Source organism: Variovorax paradoxus (assembly GCF_000834655.1).
Lineage (GTDB): Bacteria > Pseudomonadota > Gammaproteobacteria > Burkholderiales > Burkholderiaceae_C > Variovorax > Variovorax paradoxus_F.
Genome location: NZ_JXQQ01000030.1, coordinates 101080 through 121226 on the forward strand (window position 1 = coordinate 101080; position 20147 = coordinate 121226).

A 20147-nucleotide genomic window follows, 5' to 3' on the forward strand; every position below is an offset into this window, starting at 1 on the left:
CTCGAGGGTCAAAGGCCCCTGCAGGCCTCGTGTCACTGGGGAAAACCTATAATTTGACCACAGTTCCCAGCGACCAGATGAAGCTCCAGCCCGACAAATCCGACGCCCAGTCCCTCACCGCACACGGCCCCGGCTGGGTCGCGATCAACAACGAAAAGGTCGAGGGAAGCGTGGTGGTCGGCTCCCGTGGCGAGCGTTTCGAGTGGAACTGCACCCGATTCGACGAAATCGGCCCGGAACATTTCGCGCAACTGGCGGGATTGGGGGCCGAACTGATTATTTTCGGCAGCGGAACCCGCATCCGCTTTCCGCAGCCCGCCTGGCTCCAGCCCCTGATGGCGCAGCGCACCGGCGTAGAGACCATGGACACCCCGGCGGCCTGCCGGACCTACAACATCCTGGCCGGCGAAGGCCGGCATGTGATCGCTGCCCTGCTGGTCGAGAGCCCGTCGTCTGACTGAGAGGGGTATTTTCGGGGTAAAATAGCGGGTTGCGAACAGGCCAGCTACCCCAAAGTTAGCAACGACCAATCCTCCGCGCATCGAGTCGGCCCCGAAGAACTCGATCCACGGAATCTAACGGAGAAAACAAGTTTCATGGCGATCGTTGTCAACAAACCCATTCCTGAATTCGACGCCAACGCCACGGGCGGCCTCAAGGTCTCGAATACCTCGCATCTCGGCCACGTGCTGGTCATGTATTTTTACCCGAAAGATAACACCCCGGGTTGCACCACCGAAGCCATGCAGTTTCGCGACCGCTACAAGGACTTCGAAAAGGCCGGTGCCACCGTTTTCGGCGTCTCGCGTGACAACATGAAGTCGCACGACGAGTTCAAGGCCAAGCTCGAGCTGCCCTTCGAACTGATCGCCGACACCGAAGAAAAAATGTGCCACATGTTCGGCGTGGTCAAGAACAAGATCATGTACGGCAAGAAGGTCAAGGGCATCGAACGCAGCACCTTCCTGATCGGCGCCGACGGCATCCTGAAGGCCGAATGGCGCGGGCTCAAGGTTCCGGGTCACGTCGACGACGTGCTCAAGGCAGTCAAGGCGCTCAAGAAGGCCGCCTGATCGCAGCAAGAAGTGCCAGCTTGCGCTTTGCGCGATTTGCGTGGGGAATGCCCAACGCAGCGCGTAAAAGCAGCAAAGAGCCTCTGGCGCATCAACTGCGGTGTGCATAATGGCTTCATGCCGTTGAGCTCCACGACCGCATCCCCCGAACAAAGCCGCCTTGGTCTTCAGGCGGCTTTTTCGTTTTCTGGTTTCCACTTTCCTGCGAGCGACCTCCCACATGCCATTGCCTCCCGCCCCCACGAAACGCGCCGCATTGCTCTCGCCGGACGCGATCGACGCGCCCGCCCGGTCCTCGCACAGGGGGTCGCGACGATCCGGCGACCAGCGCGCTGACGAAACCGCCTCGAACGGCCCGCAGCCGCTGGAGTTGTTCGACAACCTGAATTCCGAAGCAGCCGGCGGCGGCGAAAACGCGCGTCCGTCGCGCCGCGCCAAATCCCGGCCGGCCCCTGCCCCCGCTCCCGCTCCGCAGCAACAGGCCGCCATCCAGGTCGAGACGCGGGTTCCCACGGCGCCCGCCCCGGTCCATGCGCCGGCGCCCGCAGCGGCCGCGCCCCAGGCTCCGGCGCGCCCCAAGCGCAGCAAGTCGAGCGGTCCGGCCAAGCTGTTCGTGCTCGACACGAATGTGCTGCTGCACGACCCGATGTGCCTGTTCCGGTTCGAGGAACACGACATCTTCCTGCCGATGATCGTGCTGGAAGAGCTCGACGGCCACAAGAAGGGCACCACCGAAGTCGCCCGCAACGGCCGCCAGACCAGCCGCACGCTCGACGCGCTGGCCGGCGCGCAGGACGCGGACATCGACAAGGGCCTGAAGCTGGACACCACCGGCCACCGCGAAGCCGGCGGGCGCCTGTTCTTCCAGACCGCGCCGCTCGACTACTCCCTGCCGATCAGCCTGCCCCAGGGCAAGGCCGACAACCAGATCCTGGGCGTCGTGCACGCGCTGCGTGACGAGTACGCCAAGGACCGCCCGGGCAAGCCGAAGCAGGAAGTGGTGCTGGTGTCCAAGGACATCAACATGCGCGTCAAGGCTCGCGCACTGGGCCTGGCCGCCGACGACTACCAGAACGACAAGACGCTGGAAGACGGCGACTTGCTCTACGCAGGCTCGCTCGCCCTCCCGCCTGACTTCTGGACCCGCCAGAGCAAGACCGTCGAGAGCTGGCAGAGCGGCAGCAACACCTTCTACCGGATCAGCGGCCCGCTGGTGCCCAACCTGTACATCAACCAGTTCGTCTTCTTCGAGGCGCCCGGCGAGCCGAGCATGTACGCGCGCGTCACCGAGATCCGCGACAAGACCGCAGTGCTCAAGACGCTCAAGGACTACAGCTCGGGCAAGAACGCGGTCTGGGGCGTGAACACGCGCAACCGCGAGCAGAACTTCGCGATGAACCTGCTCATGGACCCGGAGATCGACTTCGTCACGCTGACCGGCACCGCCGGCACCGGCAAGACCCTGATGGCGCTGGCCTCGGGCCTCACGCAGGTGCTGGACGACCGCCGCTACACCGAGATCATCATGACCCGCGCGACGGTGAGCGTGGGCGAGGACATCGGCTTCCTGCCCGGCACAGAGGAAGAAAAGATGGGCCCCTGGATGGGCGCACTGGACGACAACCTCGAGTTCCTGGCCAAGGGCGACGGCGGCGGCGCCGGCGAGTGGGGCCGCGCGGCCACCAACGAGCTGATCCGCAGCCGCATCAAGGTCAAGAGCATGAACTTCATGCGCGGGCGCACCTTCCTGAACAAGTACGTGATCATCGACGAGGCGCAGAACCTGACGCCCAAGCAGATGAAGACGTTGATCACGCGGGCCGGCCCGGGCACCAAGATCATCTGCATGGGCAACCTCGCGCAGATCGACACGCCGTACCTCACGGAAGGCTCTTCGGGCCTGACCTTCGCGGTCGACAAGTTCAAGGGCTGGCCGCACGGCGGACACATCACGCTGGCGCGCGGCGAACGCTCGCGCCTGGCCGACTTCGCCAGCGACGTGCTCTAAAAATCAAGTAAGCCAACCAAGCCCGCGCATGCTCCCCTGGAGCATCGCGGGCCTTTTTTTTTTTCGCCCCGCAATGACAGGCTCCTGACAAGACGTTGTCAGGAGGCGGCTCGCACCATCGAGGCTCCTTCCACACACGACGAAAGAGAACTCCTCCATGCAGAACGCGATCACCTGGTTCGAGATTCCGGTCAGCGACCTGGACCGTGCCCAGGCCTTCTACGAAACCGTGCTGGCGCGCAAGCTGCGCCGCGAAAGTCTCGGCGGCGAGGCCCTGGCTATTTTTCCGTACGACGCCCCAGGCGTCGGCGGCGCCTTGCAGGCGGGTGCAGGAGCCGCTGCGCGCGCGGGCGGGAGCATCCGCATCTACCTCGATTGCATGCCCAGCCTCGACGCCGCGCTCTCACGCGTCGAGGCGGCCGGCGGGCAGATCGTGGCCCCCAAATCCGCGCTGCCGCCGGGCATGGGTTTCATCGCCCACCTGCGCGACACCGAAGGCAACGAAGTCGGCCTGCACGCCCTCGCCTGAAGCACCATGGCACAGCGCAACTGGATCGCCGTCGCGAGCGCCGACCATGCCCGGCGCGGGCGTGACCACAAGCCGCTTGGCTTCATGCAGGTCGGCCACGGCAAGCCGGGCCCGCTCAAGCGCGTCGCCGCGGGCGACCGCGTGGCCTACTATTCGCCGGCAACGGTCTTCGGCGGCACGGACAAGCTGCAGAGCTTCGTGTCGATCGGCATCGTGCTGCCCGGCGAACCGTACGAATTCGACATGGGTGGCGGCTTCACTCCCTGGCGCCGCGACGTGAGCTATGCGGCCTCGCACGAGGCGCCCATCGCGCCGCTGATCGAGCGCCTGGCCTTCATCGAGACGCCGAAGCAGTGGGGCTACAAGTTCCGCTTCGGCATGTTCGACGTCACCGACGCGGACATGGCGTTGATCGCCCGGACCATGAAGGCAGACCTGAAGATGCTCGCCCTTTGAACTGAACCATCCAAACATCGCAGATACAAGAGAAAGAGAAGGAGAAGAAGCCATGGACCCCACTCGCCAACACAACGATGCCTTCCGGGTCGCCGGCCTCACGGCCCGCACGACCAACCGCGAAGAAAGCGATCCCGCCACGGCCCGCATCGGTGCGCTGTGGGGCCGCTTCTTCGGCGAGCAGACCTACGAGTCGACGCCGCACCGCACGAGCGACACGCGCATCTTCGGCGTCTACTCCGCCTACGAATCCGATGCCCATGGCCCGTTCGACATCTCCGTCGGCGTGGCCGTCTCGGACGGGGCGGACAGCGTGGCCATCGAGGCCGGCGACTACCTGGTATTCAATGGCCAGGGCGAGATGCCGCAGATGGTGATCGCCACCTGGCAGCGCATCTGGCAGTATTTCGAGGCGCACCCGGAAATCGTGCGCCGCTACCGCAGCGATTTCGAAGCCTACGATGGGCCGGACAAGGTGGCGATCCACATCGGAGTCTCCGCAATTTCATGAGCATGAAGAAGAGCTGGCGCGACAGGCTCGCCAGCTACCCGCACCTGCCGACCGTCAAGGAGATCCCTTCGCCGATGCGAAAGCGCCATGGCGAAGGGACCATCGCCACGCCCTCCCCGCGCGAGGTCGAGGAGGCGATGCGCGGCGTGCCCGAGGGCCGGCTCGCGACCGTGATGGGCATAGGCGAGGACATCGCGGTGCGCCACCGCGCCACCATCGGCTGCACCGTGACCACGGCCATCTTTGCGCACATGGTCGCGCACGCCGCCGAGGATTCGAAAGCGGAAGACCGTACGCCGTACTGGCGCACCCTCAAGATCGGCGGCGAACTCAACCCAAAGTACCCCGGCGGCATCGAAGCGCAGATGGCCAGGCTCGAAGCCGAGGGCCACACGGTCGTGCAGCGCGGCAAGCGCTACTTCGTCGAGGACTTCGCCAAGAAGCTCTCCAGAACGCGCTGATGCGACGCGCCGACCGCCTCTTCCAGCTCGTGCAGCTCATCCGAGGGCGCCGGCTCACCACGGCCGCGTTTCTTGCGCAGCGCCTGGAGGTCTCGGAGCGCACGGTGTACCGCGACGTGGCCGACCTGCAGCATCAGGGCGTGCCGATCGAGGGCGAAGCCGGCGTGGGCTACCGGCTGGGTGTGGGTTTCGAACTGCCGCCGCTGATGTTCACGCAGGATGAGGCTTCGGCGCTCGTGGCTGCGGCGCGCCTCGCGCAGAGCTGGGTCGATCCGGCGCTGGCGCGCGACATCGAATCGGGGCTTGGCAAGATTCTCTCGGTGCTGCCGCCGGCCGCGCGCGTCTCGGCGGAAGCGCTGGCGCTCTATGCGCCGGCGCTGGGGCTGGACGACGTCATGGGTGCCCGGCTGCAGGCCTTGCGCGAGGCCGTGCAGGCGCGTCAGAAGCTGCGCCTCAATTACCGGGACGTGTCGGGCGATGCCAGCGAGCGCACGGTGCGGCCGCTCGGCTGCTTCTATTGGGGGAAGGTCTGGACGCTCTCGACCTGGTGCGAACTGCGCAACGACTTCCGCGGCTTTCGCGTCGACCGCATGGACGCGGTCGAAGTGCTGCCCGATCGATTCCGCGACGAACCGGGCAAGACGCTGGCCGACCTGCTGCGCCAGGTGAAGGCCCAGCAGGTCGAGACGACGCCACCGGACCCCCAGACATGGGCGTCGAAGTCCGAAGGTCCTTCAGCGTCTTGACCTCGCTACGCTCACGTCAGTACTGATCGCTGTGGCTGTAGCCTTCCAGGTTCTCGAACTTGGTGATCGGCTTCAGGAAAGCCAGCTTGACAGTGCCCGTAGGGCCGTTTCGGTGCTTGCTGATGATCACCTCCGCCACGCCCGGCTCCTTGCTGTTCTTGTCGTAGTAGTCGTCGCGGTAGATGAACATGATGATGTCCGCGTCCTGCTCGATGGCGCCAGATTCGCGCAAGTCGCTCATCATGGGGCGCTTGTCGGTGCGGCTTTCCACGCCACGGCTGAGCTGAGAGAGCGCGATCACCGGGCATTTGAGCTCCTTGGCGAGCATCTTCAGGCCCCGCGAGATTTCACCCACGGCCGTTGCACGGTTCTCGTCGCCGCTCGAGCTGGTGGACATGAGCTGCAGGTAGTCGACCACGATCAGGCCCAGGCGCCCGTACTGGCGCGCGAGCCGGCGCGCATTGGCGCGCAGTTCGCTGGTCGAGAGGCCCGGCGTCTCGTCGATGTGCAGCGACACGGTGCGCAGCTTCTCGATGGCTTCGGTCAGGCGCGGCCACTCCTCGTCGCTGAGCTTGCCGGTGCGCAAGTGGCCCTGGTCGATGCGGCCGATCGAGCCGACGATACGCACCGCCAGCTGCGACGCGCCCATTTCCATCGAGAACACGGCAACGGGCAGGCCTTCGTTGAGCGCCACGTGTTCGGCGATGTTGATCGCCAGCGAGGTCTTGCCCATCGAGGGGCGCGCGGCCAGCACGATCATGTCGCCCGGCTGCAGGCCCGAGGTCATCTTGTCGAAGTCATGGAAGCCCGTGCGCACGCCCGTGATGTCGTTCGGGTTCTCGGCCATCTCGGTCACACGGTCGAGCAGTTCGACCACCAGGGCGTCCATGCTCTGGAAGCCCTGCTTCATCCGCGAGCCTTCTTCGCCGATGTTGAAGATCTTCTGCTCGGCTTCGTCGAGGATCTTGTCGACCGGCTTGCCCTGCGGGTTGAAGGCGTTGGTCGCGATCTCGTCGCTGGCCGAGACGAGCTTTCGCAGGATCGAGCGCTCGCGCACGATCTCCGCATAGCGCCGGATGTTGCTCGCGCTGGGCACGTACTGCGCGAGCGAGTTCAGGTAGACCAGACCGCCGATATCGTCGGCCTTGCCCAGGCTCTGCAACCGCTCGAAGACGGTGATGACGTCGGCCGCCTTGCTGGCATTGATCAGTCCGCCGATGGCGGCGTAGATCAGCTTGTGCTCGTGACGGTAGAAGTCGTCGTCGACCAGCAGGTCGCCCATGCGGTCCCAGGCGCCGTTGTCGAGCAGCAGGCCACCGAGCACGCTCGATTCGGCCTCGATGGAGTGCGGCGGAATGCGCAGTTGGGCGATCTGGCGGTCGGCCGACGCATTACCGTCGGAGTAGGAGAAAACGGCGGACATGGACTTCCCTTGCAACCCTGCATGCTAAGCCGCGCACGGCGCTGCGCCTGTGGACAAGGTTGTTAATAAACAGTGATCTTCCGGTGCAACGCGCCGGAAAACTGAGGCGGGCGTCGCTGGGCCGCCCCAACGCGAGCCGCACGGGCCCGTCGGGGGGGTGTTACGCGCAGCGAAAAGCCTGGGGGCAACGTTCGCAAAAAGAAAAGCCGCCCGGAGGCGGCTTTTGCGGCAGCGCACGAGGCGCCACGAACGATCAGGCGGTTTCGCCGTAGACCGTCACGGTAATCTCGACGACCACGTCGGTGTGCAGCGCAACAGCCACGGTGCTGTCGCCGACGACCTTGATCGGGCCGTTGGGCAGGCGCACTTGCGACTTGGCAACCTTGTAGCCTTGCTTGCCCAGCTCTTCGGCGATGTCGCCGTTGGTGACCGAACCGAACAGACGGCCGTCGACGCCGGCCTTTTGCGTCAGCTTGACGGTCGTGCCGCCGAGCTTTTCGCCTTGGGCTTGCATTTCAGCCAGCTTGGCGGCCGCAGCCTTTTCGAGTTCGGCGCGCTTGGCTTCGAATTCGGCCTTGTTGGCAGCGGTGGCGCGACGGGCGCGGCCCGACGGGATCAGGAAATTGCGTGCGTAACCGTCCTTGACCTTGACGATTTCGCCGAGGGTGCCGAGGTTGACGACCTTGTCCAGAAGAATGACTTGCATGGTGTCGGCTCCTTAGACGCGGTGTTGGTCGCTGTACGGGACCATGGCCAGGAAGCGTGCGCGCTTGATGGCGGTGTTGAGCTGGCGCTGGTAGATCGCGCGCGTGCCGGTCAGGCGTGCGGGGATGATCTTGCCGTTTTCGCTGATGAAGTCACGCAGCGTGTCGATGTCCTTGTAGTCGATTTCCTCGACCCCAGCGACGGTGAAACGGCAGAAGCGCTTGCGCTTGAACAGCAGCGACTGGGTGTTGCGCTTCGGGCGCTTGTCTTTGTTGAATTTCTTGAACGTGGCCATTTGGGGACCTCTTGTCGAAAATTAATCTTGCTGAAAATCCTGGATGTGCAGGACCGGATGCTTGCCATTGCCCGGTGTCGCGAGAAAGCCCTGAAAACGCCAGAGACTTCCCATCGACTGTCTTGCGAGCCGTTCGGCGATGGCGCCGAAGGCAACGGCCTTGAGGGCCGTCTTCACCTGCCGGGGTTTGCCTGCTTCATCGAGGGTGGACTCGTGTTCGAGTCTGAGGTCGATGGCGGGCAAGCCGGCCGGCGTGTATCGCAAGGCTCCGAGTTCGGCAACCGAGGCGGTCAGCAACAGCTGATTGACACCGGTTGCCGCAGCGGCAGCAGTCACGCCATCAGTTGTTGTTGGCGGCGTATTCGGCCTGCTGGGCCTTGCGGGCTTCTTCGCGCTCGACCGTCTTCATCATCGACGAAGGACCGGTTTCGGCCTTCTTCTTCTGGACGGTGAGGTGACGCAGCACGGCATCGTTGAACTTGAACGCGTGTTCCAGTTCGCCCATCACGGTTTGCTCGGCTTCGATGTTGACGCACAAGTAGTGCGCCTTGTTAAGCTTGTTGATCTGGTAGGCCAACTGGCGGCGGCCCCAGTCTTCAACGCGATGGACCTTGCCACCGCCGGCCGTGATCAGGCCCTTGTAGCGCTCCAGCATGGCCGGAACTTGCTCGCTCTGATCCGGGTGGATCAGCAAAATGATTTCGTAGTGACGCATGGCACTCCTTGTGGATTCTTCCGAGGAAGAGGAAAAGCCACCTGCAGCGTCGGGCGCAGTGTGGCAAGGCAAAGCCGGCGATTATAGCCCTGGAATCGGCAGTCCGGCAAGGCAACTCAGTCGTTGAGGGCCTTGTCCAGGGCGGCGGCCTTCTCGGCACCGACCGCGGCGCGGATCTTGGGTGCCAGAGCGAGCAGGTCTTCGTAGCTGGTCGTGCCCTCGACCTGCAGGTTGAGCCGGAACCCCATCAGGCCCAGGCTGCCCGTGAGCTGGGTGGCGATCGGGTAGGCATCCTTGTAGCGCTGCTGCCTGGTGCGGCCGGACGAGCCCGAGCCTGCCGCGGGTGCCGCCGGCGCGGCGGGCTTCGGAACCTCTGCGGGCGCATTTGCAGCGGCCGGCGGCGGCGCACTGCCCGCCATCGGTTCCAGAAGCCCCAACGCGACCATGTGGTCGATGTCCTCGCGCACGATACCCATGCCGTTGGCCAGCACCTCGTCGATCGAGCGCTTGCCGTCGAACAGGATGAATGCCGAGCGCTGGCGCGGCGTCACCGGGACCGATCGGTCTTTCAGGGCCTGCTGGCCCGTTGGCGTCTTCACAAGAATCATGGTGATCTTCCCTTCCGGGATGCGCCCGTGAATCTGGCAAGTCTGGCATCAAATACGCAATTTGTTTCCAAAACACCTACAGGTCGCGGGAATCCCCCCATGGGGATTTCCGCCATCCGACGCGCGAAGAGCTTCAGCGCTTGGCCAGCTGTTGCCAGGTGTCGATCACGCTGTCGGGGTTGAGCGAGATCGATTCGATCCCCTCTTCCGCCAGCCAGAGCGCGAAGTCCGGATGGTCGCTAGGCCCCTGGCCGCAGATGCCCACGTACTTCCCTTCGGCCTTGCAGGCCTTGATAACGCGGCTCAAGAGCGCCTTGATGGCCGGGTCGCGCTCGTCGAAGTCGGCGGCCAGCAGCTCGAGCCCCGAATCGCGGTCCAGGCCCAGCGTGAGCTGGGTCAGGTCGTTCGAGCCGATCGAGAAGCCGTCGAAGAACTTCAGGAACTCTTCCGGCAGGATCGCGTTGCTCGGCACCTCGCACATCATGATCAGCTTGAGATCGTTCTCGCCGCGCTTCAGGCCGTGCTCGCCCAGCAGCGTGGTCACTCGCTCGGCCTGGCCGAGGGTACGCACGAAGGGCACCATGATCTGCACGTTGACCAGGCCCATGTCGTTGCGCACGCGCTTGAGCGCCTCGCATTCCATGGCAAAGGCCTCGCCGAAGTCGGCGCTCAGGTAGCGCGCCGCGCCGCGGAAGCCCAGCATCGGGTTCTCTTCTTCCGGCTCGTAGCGGCTGCCGCCGATCAGCTTGCGGTACTCGTTCGACTTGAAGTCCGAGAGACGCACGATCACCTGCTTGGGCCAGAAAGCCGCAGCGATGGTCGCGATGCCTTCGGCCACCTTGTCGACATAGAACGCACGCGGCGAGGCGTGGCCGCGGGCCACCGACTCCACGGCCTTCTTCAGGTCGTTGTCGACATTCGGGTAGTCGAGGATCGCCTTCGGGTGCACGCCGATGTTGTTGTTGATGATGAACTCGAGCCGCGCCAGGCCCACGCCATGGTTCGGCAGCTGCGCGAAGTCGAAGGCCAGCTGCGGATTGCCGACGTTCATCATCAGCTTGATGTCGATCTCGGGCATCACGCCGCGCTGCACTTCGGTCACTTCGGTCTCGAGCAGGCCGTCGTAAATGAAGCCCGTGTCGCCCTCGGCGCAGCTTACGGTGACCAGCGTGCCGTCCTTCAGGAGGTCGGTCGCGTCGCCGCAGCCGACCACGGCCGGAATGCCCAGTTCGCGCGCGATGATGGCCGCGTGGCAGGTGCGCCCGCCGCGGTTGGTGACGATGGCGGCTGCACGCTTCATCACCGGTTCCCAGTTGGGGTCGGTCATGTCGGTGACGAGCACGTCGCCAGCCTGCACCTTGTCCATTTCGCTGATGTTGTGCACGAGGCGCACGGGGCCGGTACCGATCTTCTGGCCGATGGCGCGGCCTTCGGCGAGGATGGCGCCCTTGCCCAGCAGCTTGTAGCGCTGCTCGGCCTTGCCCTGCTGCTGGCTCTTCACCGTCTCGGGGCGCGCCTGCAGGATGTAGAGCTGGCCGTCGGTGCCGTCCTTGCCCCACTCGATGTCCATCGGGCGGCCGTAGTGTTCTTCGATCACCAGCGCGTACTTGGCCAACTGCTCGACGTCGGCGTCGCTCAGCGAGTAGCGGTTGCGCTGCTCGGCCTTGACGTCGGTCGTCTTCACCAGCTTGCCGCTCGCCTTTTTCTCTTCGGGCGTCGCGAACTCCATCTGGATCAGCTTGGAGCCGAGGTTGCGGCGGATCACGGCGCGCTTGCCGGCGCGCAGCGTCGGCTTGTGCACATAGAACTCGTCGGGATTCACGGCGCCCTGCACCACCGTTTCGCCCAGGCCGTAGCTGGAGGTGATGAACACCACGTCTTCGAAGCCCGATTCGGTGTCGATGGTGAACATCACGCCGGCGGCGCCGAGGTCGGAGCGCACCATGCGCTGCACGCCAGCCGAGAGCGCGACCACGTCATGCTCGAAGCCCTTGTGCACGCGGTAGCTGATGGCACGGTCGTTGTAGAGGGAAGCGAACACCTCCTTCATCTTGTGCAGCACGTCGTCGATGCCGACCACGTTCAGGAAGGTTTCCTGCTGGCCCGCGAACGAGGCGTCGGGCAGGTCTTCAGCGGTGGCCGAGGAACGCACGGCGAACGAGGCGGACGGGTTGCCGGCGCTCAGCGTGGCGAAGGCCTCGCCGATGGCTTTCTGCAGGTCGGCCGGGAAAGGCTGGGCCTCGACCATGGCGCGGATCTCGGCGCCGGCCACGGCCAGGGCGCGCACGTCTTCGGTGTCCAAAGCGGCAAGGCGCTTGCTGATCTTGTCGGCCAGGCCGTCATGGGCCAGGAACTGGCGGAAGGCGTGGGCCGTGGTCGCGAAACCGGTGGGCACCCGCACGCCTTGGGGCAGCTGCGAGATCATCTCGCCGAGGCTGGCGTTCTTGCCGCCAACCGCCTCGACGTCGGTCATTCTCAGGTTTTCAAACGGTACGACCAGGGCGGTCGCGTCGAAAAGTGCAGACATGGGAAAGCTCCAGAAGTTGAAACCGGTGCTGCATGCAGGCGGCACGGCACGATCGTTGTCGTTGCTTTGGGTGCGGGTGCGGCGTGCATGGAAAGAATGGGGGGTTGGGAAAGCGGATTCCCGATAATGGACCGGATTGTAGGCGTGGCAAGGTTGCCGGCGCCGCAGGACAAGGCCGCAAGAGCAACACCATGCATACACGCACTGTTTTCTTCATTTCCGACGGCACCGGCATCACCGCCGAGACTTTCGGCAACGCCGTGCTGGCCCAGTTCGAGATGAAGCCGCGCCACGTGCGGCTCCCGTTCACCGACACGGTCGACAAGGCCCACCAGGCCGTCCGGCAGATCAACCACACGGCCGAACTCGAGGGCGTGCGGCCCATCGTCTTCACCACGCTGGCCAACATGGACGTGCTGGAAGTGATCGAAACCGGATGCAAGGGCATGCTGCTGGACATGTTCGGCACCTTCGTGCGGCCGCTGGAAATCGAACTGGCGGTGAAGTCGAACCACCGCATCGGCCGCTTCAGCGACGTGAGCAAGAGCAAGGAATACAACGCCCGCATCGCCGCCATCGACTTCAGCCTGGCGCACGACGACGGCCAGAGCAACCGCGACCTGCAGGGCGCCGACGTGATCCTGGTGGGCGTGAGCCGCAGCGGCAAGACGCCCACTTCGCTCTACTTGGCGATGCAGCACGGGCTGAAGGCGGCCAACTACCCGCTGATTCCCGAAGACTTCGACCGCCGCCAGTTGCCGCCCGCCCTGATGCCGCACCGCAAGAAGATCTTCGGCCTGACGATCCAGCCCGAGCGCCTGAGCGAAATCCGCAACGAACGGCGGCCCGATTCGCGCTATGCGAGCCTGGAGAACTGCCGCCACGAGGTGAGCGAGGCCGAGGCGATGATGCGGCGCGCCGGCATTCGCTGGCTATCGACCACCACCAAGTCGATCGAGGAAATCGCGACGACGATCCTGCAGGAGCTGCGGCCGGAGCGCCTCACGTACTGATTTGCTATCTTTTGAATAGCAACATCGCAAGCACCGGCAAGGGCTACCCGAACAGATATTGCACCGTACCGTCCGCGCTGGTGACCGGCTGGCACGGCATGCCCCACACCGCCTCGATCAGCGCAGGTTGAAGCACCTCGGCGGTCGTTCCTTGACGCAAACCGTCTTCGGCGCCCAGCACCACCACCTCGTCGGCATAGCGCCGCGCGAGGTTCAGGTCGTGCAGCACCGCCACCACGCCCACGCCGCGCGCCGCCCAGGCACGCAGGAGTCGCATCGCCGAATGCTGGTGCGCCAGGTCCAGGGCCGCCGTGGGTTCGTCGAGCAGCAACCAGCGGGTGCCGCCATCGGAACGCGGATGCCATAGCTGCGCCAGTGCCCGCGCCAGGTGAACCCGGGCCTTCTCGCCGCCCGAGAGCGTATTGAGGATGCGCGGCGCCAGCGCCGTGACGTCGGTCAACGCCATCGCTTCGGCAATGATCCCGTCTTCGTCGCGATCGGGGGCGCGCCGATGCGGATAGCGTCCCAGCGCAACGATGTCTTGCGCAGTGAAGTCGAAGGCGACCGCGCTTTCCTGCGGCATCAGCGCCCGGCGCAGCGCCAGTGCCGGCATCCCGTGGTCAGCAAGTGGCCGGCCGTCGAGCGTCGCACTGCCCTGCGTCGGCTCGCGCTGGCCGGACAGCACCGACAGCAGCGTCGACTTGCCCGCGCCGTTCGGGCCGAGGATCGCGGTCACGCGGCCCGGCGCCAGATCGACGGAGGCCTTCGCCAGCAGCGTCTTCGGGCCGATGCGCACCTCGGCGCCGGCGCACGACAGCGCGCCCGTCCCCGCCGTCATGCCCTCCCCCTTCATACGCGCCCCCTGAAGTGCCGCAGCATCAAGAGGAACATCGGCACGCCGATGAAGGCGGTGAGCACGCCCAGCGGAAGTTCGGCAGGTGCCATCACCGTGCGGGCCACCGTGTCGGCCGCGAGCACCAGCGCGGCACCCAACAACGCCGAGGCGGGCAGCACGAGGCGGTGATCGGGCCCCGCCACCATGCGCACCCAGTGCGGCGCGATCAGCCCGATGAATCCGATGATGCCGGTCGTGGCCGTCACGGCGCCCACGGCCACCGCCGTGATGACGATGGCGTGCCGCTTGGTGCGTTCGACGTCCACGCCGAGCAGCGCCGCCTGCGCCTCGCCGAGCGCGATGGCGTTCAAGGGCGATGCAAGCGATGCCGCCGCCCAGCACGAGAGAAACACCGCGACGCACACAAGAATCACAGCGCTCCACCGCGCCCCGCCCAGGCTCCCCAGCAGCCAGAACTGCAGGCTGCGCAGTTGCTCGTCGGTGGCCATCACGCTCAACAACCCCAGCCCGGCGCCCGCGAGCGCATTGATCGCGATGCCCGCCAGCAGCATCAGCGCCACGCGCGTGCCGCCCTCGCTGCGCGAGAGCGCGTAGATCAGCAGCGTGACCAGGAAACCACCGCCGAAGGCCATGGCCACCAATGTCCAGCTGCCGAGCGTGCGCGGCAGCACCGGCCAGAACCACGCGCCCAGCACGATGGTGATGCCGGCCGCGAGCGCCGCACCGCTGCTGATGCCGATGAGCCCGGGGTCCGCCAGCGGATTGCGAAAGAGCCCCTGCATCAGCGTGCCCGCCATGCCGAGCCCCGCGCCCGCGGCCACGCCAAGGATGAGGCGCGGCAGCCGGATGTTGAGGAACACGAGGTGCTCGGGCGACTGGTTGCTTCCGCCCTGCCCCAGCGAGGTCAGCACGCTCCACAGCTGCGAAAGACTGATGGCGTAGGCGCCCGACACGGCGCCCACCGCGAACGCTGCAACGAGCAGCAGCGCGCTGCCGCCCAGCACGGCGCGCGCTCCAAACCGCTGGTTCATTGAGCAGCCTTCGCGCTTCGCGCTGCAGCGTTCGCCTGCGGAGCAGCCCGGCGGCTCATGCCAGCGCAGCCTGGAACTTGCCGTGCAACTCGCCGATGGCGGCCGGTAGCCGCGGGCCGAAGCCCAGCAGCAGCAAGGCGTCCTGCGTGATGAGCGCGCGCTTTTTGTACGCCGGCGTGAGCGCCAGCTCGGGCCGCTCCCAGAACCTGTCGATGCCGCCGTGCGCCTCGATGCTCTGCGTGCTCGTGAGGATGATGTCGGGTGCGGCGCTCGCCATGGCCTCGGCCGTCATCGGCCGGTAGCCGTGGAAACCGCCCAGCGCGTTGACGCCGCCCGCATAGCCGATCACCGAATGCGCTGCGGTCTTCTCGCCCGAGACCTGCGGGCTCGCGCTATGCGAGAGCACGAACAGCACCTTGGGCTTGCGGCCTCTCGCCGCGCCCACGCGCTGCTGCACTTGCGACCATTCGGCATCGAGCCGGGCCTGCAGTTCGCGCGCCTGCGTTTCCTTGGCGGCGGCGCGGCCCACGGCCTGCACCTTGCGCTGCACTTCGGCCCAAGTGTGGTCGGCCTCGATGATCTCGACCTTCACGCCCGCCGTGCGGATCTGGTCGAGCACCACGGTCGGCCCCGACTCGTTGGTGGCAATGATCGCGTCCGGCTTCAGGGACAGCAGGCCCTCGGCCGACAGCTGGCGCATGTAGCCCACCTTGGGCGTGCTGCGCGCGGCCGCCGGATAGAGGCTGGTGGTGTCGGTGCCCACCAGCTGGCCTTCGGCGCCGAGGATGTAGACCACTTCGGTGATCGCGCCGCTGACCGTCACCAGCCGCGGCAGGCGCCTGTCCTGCGCGAGCGCGGGCCAGGCGGCGACGCCGAGCGCCATAGCGGAAAGCGCGCGCAGCATGTCGCGGCGGCGCGCCGAAGGGAGAAGAAGGGAATCGTGGTGATCGCTCATGAGGTCGCAGCCAGCGAAAGATGGAAGGCGCGGGTCAGCCGCGCCGGGGGATGTTGTGTGCAATGCGCCAGAGCACGCCGCTCGGGTCGGTCAACGTGAAATCGACCATGCCCCATGGGCGCTCGCCCGGCGGCGTGGCGTTGACGCCGTAGCGCTCGGCCAGACGCTCGGCCTGCACATGGGCCCACCACGCATGCGCGTCGTCGACCAGCAGGTGCATCATGAAATTCTCGGCATGGCTCTGCACATAGAACTGCTGCAGCAGGAAGCTGCTGTTGCCGTGCAGGAAGTAGGCGATGCCGTCTTCGTTCGACGCCATCGTGAACCCCAGGTCCCGGTAAAAGGCGCACGACAGCGCGAAGTCCCTCGCCGGAACGAAAGCCTTGATCTCGACGACGTTCAGCGCGGCGCTCACGGAGCCTTCGCCCCCGAGGTGGCGACGCGGGAGAGCTTGCGCACGATCTGGCGCCATTCCTCGCGCTCGGGAACGCCCGGCTTGCGCGCGCCGAAGAACATCGCCATCAGGTCGCCCTCGCCGTCGAAGGCCTCGACCGAGGTGACGATGCCGTCGCTGGTCGGCTTCTCGACGATCCAGACGCTCGCGATTCGGTCTTCGCGCAGGTGCAGGTTGAAGCCGGGGTCCAGCACGTTGAGCCAGAGCATCCCGCGCATTTCCATCGGCTCGACGCGCACGACGGGGCCCGAGTGGATCTGGATGCAGCCGGGGCTCCCGACGAACACCATGATGGGCGTGCCGTCGAACGAGGCTTCCTGCAGCAACTCGCGCACCGCCGACGTTTCCGCGCGCTGCGTGAACTCGCCCTCGGTGAGGCGAAAGCTCTGCTGTCGCTCGGCGCCGAACTTGTTCAGGAGGCCGAAGAACTCGTGCGTGTCCTGCATGCCGCGCCAGGCTTCGGAGAGGCCGCCTGCATCGATGGCGCTGTCTTCGCGCGGCGCGGCCTTGGGATCGGCGGGCACGAACTGCACGGGCGCGTCGGGCGCGGTGTAGGTGTCGATGACCGACTGGAACGCATCGCGGTCGGTGGCGTCGCGCACGAAGATCTTGTGGACCGCCATGCCGTTCGCATTGAAGAACTGCAGGCTCAGCGAAGGCGGAACGCCGGCATTGGCGGCGGCCTCGCTCACTGCGAAACCCGCATGCCAGCGGCTGAAGAAAAGGCGCAGGTCGATGGCCTCGCCCAGCGCGAGGCCCATCGTGTCGCTGCCGGAAACCTTCTCGTAGACACCGGTCTTCTCGTGCACCGTGGTCTCGTTGCGCGTGAGCGCGAGCACCGGGCCGCACAGTTCCAGCGCCTGCAGCAGATCGACCCACGGACCGTTGAGCAGCGTGGCGCGCAAGGGCTTGTCGTGCGAGCCGGTGTGCGCGGCGATGGCGGCGCCTTCGCTCAGCGCCAAGGCCGCCGCGGCGTCCTTGTGGCGCATGCCCTTGGCGCGCAGTTCTGAGAAGCGGGTCCGGATTTCTTCGGCGTTCATCGGGTTTCCTTTGTGGTCGGCGGTTGCGTCGGCGTGGATCAGAAATCCGCCACGAGCGAGACGTTGAAGCTGCGGCCCGGCTGGGTGTAGGCATCGCGCAGCGCCGAGGTCGTCGTGACGCCGCGCACGTCGCTCCACATCCAGTAGCGCTTGTTGGTGAGGTTGGTGACCGATGCGTTCAAGCGCAGGTCCTTCTTGATACGCCATTGCGCGCTGATGTCCAGCGTGGTGGCCTGCGGCGTGCGGAACTGCAGGCCGGTCGTCACCTCGCTGCGATCGACATCGTTCCACTTCTTGGCGCCGTGATGGACCGCATCGAGGCGCACGCTCCATGCCGGTGCCTGGTACTTCAGGCCGGCGCTGAACTTCTGCGGGTCGATCGAATTGAGCGGCCGGTTGTTGGTGCGGTCGCGCCCGCGCGTCTGGCCGTAGGCGAAGGGCACCGAGAAGCCGGTGCCGTTCTCGGTGAAGTCGAGCTCGCCCTTGACCTCGAAGCCGCTGATGCGCGCGCGACCGACGTTGACCGACTGGTAGATCAGCGGATCGATGCGCGGAATGCCGCGCCCTCCCACGAGCTTGTCGTTCTCGATGAGGTTCTTGTAGTCGCCGGTGAACGCGGCCACGTCGAAGCTGAGGATGCCGGTGCGCCCGCGCACGCCCAGTTCGATGTTCTGGCTCTTCTCGGGCTTGAGGTTCGGGTTGGGAATCGTCTTGTAGCCCGAGATCACGTTCTCGAAGAAGTTGTTGACCTGGAACGCGTTGGGCGCCTTGAAGCCCGAGGCGTAGTTGCCGTAGATGCTCCACTGCGGCGTCGCGCGGAACAGCACGCCCAGCTTGGGCGACACCGCCGAGCCCGACAGCGACACGGCCTGCGCATTGAAGCCCGCCTGCTTCGCATCGAGCGAGAAGCGGTCGAAGCGGATGCCGGGCGTGATGCTCCAGCGGTCGTGAATGAACTCGTCCTGCACGTAGAAGGCCGACGAGGTTTCCCGCGTGTCGGGGAAGCGCTTGAGCGGGTAGCTCTCGCCGGTCGGCGGCACGAGGCCGGTCTGCAGGTTCTCGACGTTGGTGCGCGTGTAGTCGAGGCCGTAGGTGATCTTCTGCGCCCAGGCGCCCATGCGGATGGTCTTGTCGGCCTGCAGGCCGAACTGCCAAGTGTTCTCGTCGTAGGTGACGTCGCGCGTGCGGTCGGCGGCGGTGAAGCGGTCTTCGTAGATGTACTCGCGCGACTTGGCCTTCTGGTAGCTCACGACGGCGAGCAGGTTGTCGGCCACTGCGGTATTCAGGCGCAAACGCCCTTCGTAGGTGAGGCGGTCGCGATCGAGGTCGGTCTTCGCGTTGAGGCCGACGACCGAGGTGGACGCGTACGGCGGCTTGGAGACGCCCGAGAGCAGGTCGTAGCGGCTGCTCTTCTCGACGTGCTCGAAGGTGAAGGCATGGCGCTGGTCGGCGTTGGGCGTGAGGATGGCCTTGGCCAGCAGCGCGCGGTTGTTGTCGCGCTGCGGATTCGGCGTGGTGCGGTCGAAGTTCGGCACATTGAGCCGGCCCATGTTCTCCAGTTCGCTGGCGCGCCCGACGTTGGCCGAAATGAGCCACTCGAGCGCATCGTTCGCCTTGCCCGCGAGGGTGACGCCGCCGCGCACGCCGTTGTCGTCGCCGCTGTAGCCGATGTTCGCGCTGCCGCCGAAGGTGCGGCCATCGCGCAGGAACGACGAGGGTTCGCGGGTGACGAAGTTGACGAGGCCGGCAAGGCCGTCGGAGCCGTAGAGCGCCGACGCCGGGCCCTTGATGATCTCGATGCGCTCGACGAGGCTGATGTCGAAGTAGTCGCGGCCGAACGCGTTGGCGCTGAAGACATAGCTGCGCGGCGTGCGGATGCCATCGGTCAAGAGCAGCACGCGGTTGCCGTCGAGTCCCCGGATGTTGAAGCCTGCGTTGCCGTCGCGGCCGGTGTTGCCTTGCGCGAGCCCGAAGCGCGCGGGCGAACGCTTGACCGACACGTTGGGCAGGTCGCGCACCGCATCGCGGATGTCGTTGATCTGCTTGGCTTCGATGTCCTCGCGGTCGATGACTTCGATGCTGAGCGGGAGGTCGTCCTTGACCTGTTCCGAGCGCGTTCCGCTCACCACCACGGCGCCGAGCGCCGCGGTCTGCTGGGACCACGCTGTCGTGGCCATGCTGAAGCCGGAGGCGATCAGCAGCGGCAGGAGCGCGAGACGATGAGGGGAAGTTCGGAGGGAATGAGTGGCCACGAAAAAGGTCCGGGAAACAGTTGAAAAACTGCTTGCTGGACCTTGAAGCGCAGAGCGGCTGCGCGCGTGACCTGGCTGGCAATGAGGGGCCATGCGATGTGCATGGCCCGAGCTTTTTATTGTATGAGAATAATTCTCATCTAAACAACTTAAGACTTACTCACGCAGGGGCTGAAGTGCGAATCAAATGGTCGAATGCACCCAGCGCCGCCTTCGCGCCGTCGCCGGCCGCGATGATGATCTGCTTGAACGGCACGGTCGTCACGTCGCCCGCAGCGAACACGCCCGGCACCGAGGTCTGGCCGCGGGCATCGACGACGATCTCGCCGTGCTTCGTGAGTTCGACCACGCCCTTGAGCCAGTCCGTGTTGGGCACCAGGCCGATCTGGATGAACACGCCTTCGAGCTCGACCTTCTTCAGCTCGCCCGATGCGCGGTCTTTGTAGACCAGGCCGTTGACCTTCTGGTCGCCGGTGATCTCGGTGGTCT

At 65.8% G+C, this 20147-nt stretch carries 23 protein-coding genes; 9 read left to right on the plus strand and 14 right to left on the minus strand.

Annotated elements, in window-relative coordinates; genetic code table 11:
* Nucleotides 1-77: 77 nt before the first annotated feature.
* From RT97_RS14715 to RT97_RS14750, 8 genes are all read left to right on the plus strand, one after another.
* Complete coding sequence (locus RT97_RS14715) at nucleotides 78-461, plus strand: Mth938-like domain-containing protein (RefSeq protein ID WP_042579530.1); 384 nt, start codon at nucleotides 78-80, stop codon at nucleotides 459-461.
* Between the two features lie 135 nt (nucleotides 462-596).
* Nucleotides 597-1073, plus strand: coding sequence for a peroxiredoxin (locus tag RT97_RS14720; RefSeq protein ID WP_007830801.1), 477 nt, complete (start codon nucleotides 597-599; stop codon nucleotides 1071-1073).
* Between the two features lie 220 nt (nucleotides 1074-1293).
* A complete protein-coding gene (locus RT97_RS14725; RefSeq protein WP_042579531.1) occupies nucleotides 1294-3081 on the plus strand; it encodes a PhoH family protein in 1788 nt (595 codons plus the stop codon).
* Between the two features lie 157 nt (nucleotides 3082-3238).
* Nucleotides 3239-3610, plus strand: coding sequence for a VOC family protein (locus RT97_RS14730; RefSeq protein WP_042579532.1), 372 nt, complete (start codon nucleotides 3239-3241; stop codon nucleotides 3608-3610).
* 6 nt (nucleotides 3611-3616) lie between these two features.
* Nucleotides 3617-4066, plus strand: coding sequence for an EVE domain-containing protein (locus RT97_RS14735; protein WP_042579533.1), 450 nt, complete (start codon nucleotides 3617-3619; stop codon nucleotides 4064-4066).
* Between the two features lie 52 nt (nucleotides 4067-4118).
* Entirely contained in the window at nucleotides 4119-4577 is a 459-nt protein-coding gene (locus RT97_RS14740) for a GyrI-like domain-containing protein (protein ID WP_042579534.1), read from the plus strand.
* Complete coding sequence (locus RT97_RS14745; protein WP_042579535.1) at nucleotides 4574-5038, plus strand: MGMT family protein; 465 nt, start codon at nucleotides 4574-4576, stop codon at nucleotides 5036-5038. Before RT97_RS14740 ends, RT97_RS14745 begins: the two co-directional genes overlap by 4 nt.
* Nucleotides 5038-5784 carry a helix-turn-helix transcriptional regulator gene (locus RT97_RS14750; RefSeq protein WP_042579536.1) on the plus strand — a complete coding sequence of 249 codons (747 nt, stop codon included), beginning with the start codon at nucleotides 5038-5040 and terminating at the stop codon, nucleotides 5782-5784. Before RT97_RS14745 ends, RT97_RS14750 begins: the two co-directional genes overlap by 1 nt.
* Nucleotides 5785-5800: 16 nt before the next feature.
* On the opposite strand, the gene dnaB is transcribed toward RT97_RS14750, so the two are convergent.
* The 7 genes from dnaB to ppsA all read right to left on the minus strand — a co-directional run bounded on the left by dnaB (nucleotide 5801) and on the right by ppsA (nucleotide 12057).
* Entirely contained in the window at nucleotides 5801-7207 is a 1407-nt protein-coding gene (gene dnaB, locus RT97_RS14755; RefSeq protein ID WP_042579537.1) for a replicative DNA helicase, read from the minus strand.
* Between the two features lie 253 nt (nucleotides 7208-7460).
* A complete protein-coding gene (gene rplI, locus RT97_RS14760; protein ID WP_042579538.1) occupies nucleotides 7461-7913 on the minus strand; it encodes a 50S ribosomal protein L9 in 453 nt (150 codons plus the stop codon).
* Nucleotides 7914-7925: 12 nt separating this feature from the next.
* Nucleotides 7926-8207, minus strand: coding sequence for a 30S ribosomal protein S18 (gene rpsR / locus RT97_RS14765; protein WP_007830781.1), 282 nt, complete (start codon nucleotides 8205-8207; stop codon nucleotides 7926-7928).
* 21 nt (nucleotides 8208-8228) lie between these two features.
* Complete coding sequence (gene priB, locus RT97_RS14770; protein ID WP_042579539.1) at nucleotides 8229-8543, minus strand: primosomal replication protein N; 315 nt, start codon at nucleotides 8541-8543, stop codon at nucleotides 8229-8231.
* 4 nt (nucleotides 8544-8547) lie between these two features.
* Nucleotides 8548-8922, minus strand: coding sequence for a 30S ribosomal protein S6 (rpsF, locus tag RT97_RS14775; protein WP_019655917.1), 375 nt, complete (start codon nucleotides 8920-8922; stop codon nucleotides 8548-8550).
* 116 nt (nucleotides 8923-9038) lie between these two features.
* Nucleotides 9039-9530, minus strand: a complete 492-nt coding sequence (locus RT97_RS14780) for a hypothetical protein (RefSeq protein ID WP_042579540.1) — start codon at nucleotides 9528-9530, stop codon at nucleotides 9039-9041.
* Between the two features lie 133 nt (nucleotides 9531-9663).
* A complete protein-coding gene (gene ppsA, locus RT97_RS14785) occupies nucleotides 9664-12057 on the minus strand; it encodes a phosphoenolpyruvate synthase (protein WP_042579560.1) in 2394 nt (797 codons plus the stop codon).
* Nucleotides 12058-12248: 191 nt separating this feature from the next.
* Between ppsA and ppsR the strand changes: the two genes are divergently transcribed.
* Nucleotides 12249-13070 carry a posphoenolpyruvate synthetase regulatory kinase/phosphorylase PpsR gene (gene ppsR, locus RT97_RS14790; RefSeq protein WP_042579541.1) on the plus strand — a complete coding sequence of 274 codons (822 nt, stop codon included), beginning with the start codon at nucleotides 12249-12251 and terminating at the stop codon, nucleotides 13068-13070.
* Nucleotides 13071-13113: 43 nt separating this feature from the next.
* On the opposite strand, the gene RT97_RS14795 is transcribed toward ppsR, so the two are convergent.
* The 7 genes from RT97_RS14795 to RT97_RS14825 form a co-directional block, all read right to left on the minus strand.
* On the minus strand, nucleotides 13114-13908 hold the full coding sequence (locus RT97_RS14795) for a heme ABC transporter ATP-binding protein (RefSeq protein WP_042579542.1): 795 nt from the start codon (nucleotides 13906-13908) through the stop codon (nucleotides 13114-13116).
* A gap of 11 nt (nucleotides 13909-13919) precedes the next feature.
* The gene (locus tag RT97_RS14800; protein ID WP_042579543.1) at nucleotides 13920-14957 is read right to left on the minus strand and encodes a FecCD family ABC transporter permease; all 1038 of its coding nucleotides are present in this window, start codon (nucleotides 14955-14957) and stop codon (nucleotides 13920-13922) included.
* A gap of 55 nt (nucleotides 14958-15012) precedes the next feature.
* A complete protein-coding gene (locus RT97_RS14805; protein ID WP_052810663.1) occupies nucleotides 15013-15912 on the minus strand; it encodes a heme/hemin ABC transporter substrate-binding protein in 900 nt (299 codons plus the stop codon).
* Between the two features lie 34 nt (nucleotides 15913-15946).
* Complete coding sequence (locus tag RT97_RS14810; protein ID WP_042579544.1) at nucleotides 15947-16327, minus strand: VOC family protein; 381 nt, start codon at nucleotides 16325-16327, stop codon at nucleotides 15947-15949.
* Nucleotides 16324-17406, minus strand: a complete 1083-nt coding sequence (locus RT97_RS14815; protein ID WP_042579545.1) for a hemin-degrading factor — start codon at nucleotides 17404-17406, stop codon at nucleotides 16324-16326. Before RT97_RS14815 ends, RT97_RS14810 begins: the two co-directional genes overlap by 4 nt.
* 38 nt (nucleotides 17407-17444) lie before the next feature.
* A complete protein-coding gene (locus tag RT97_RS14820) occupies nucleotides 17445-19658 on the minus strand; it encodes a TonB-dependent hemoglobin/transferrin/lactoferrin family receptor (protein ID WP_042579546.1) in 2214 nt (737 codons plus the stop codon).
* Nucleotides 19659-19818: 160 nt separating this feature from the next.
* Nucleotides 19819-20147, minus strand: a 329-nt coding sequence (locus RT97_RS14825; protein WP_042579547.1) for an FAD-dependent oxidoreductase, incomplete at its 5' end; no start/stop codon positions are given.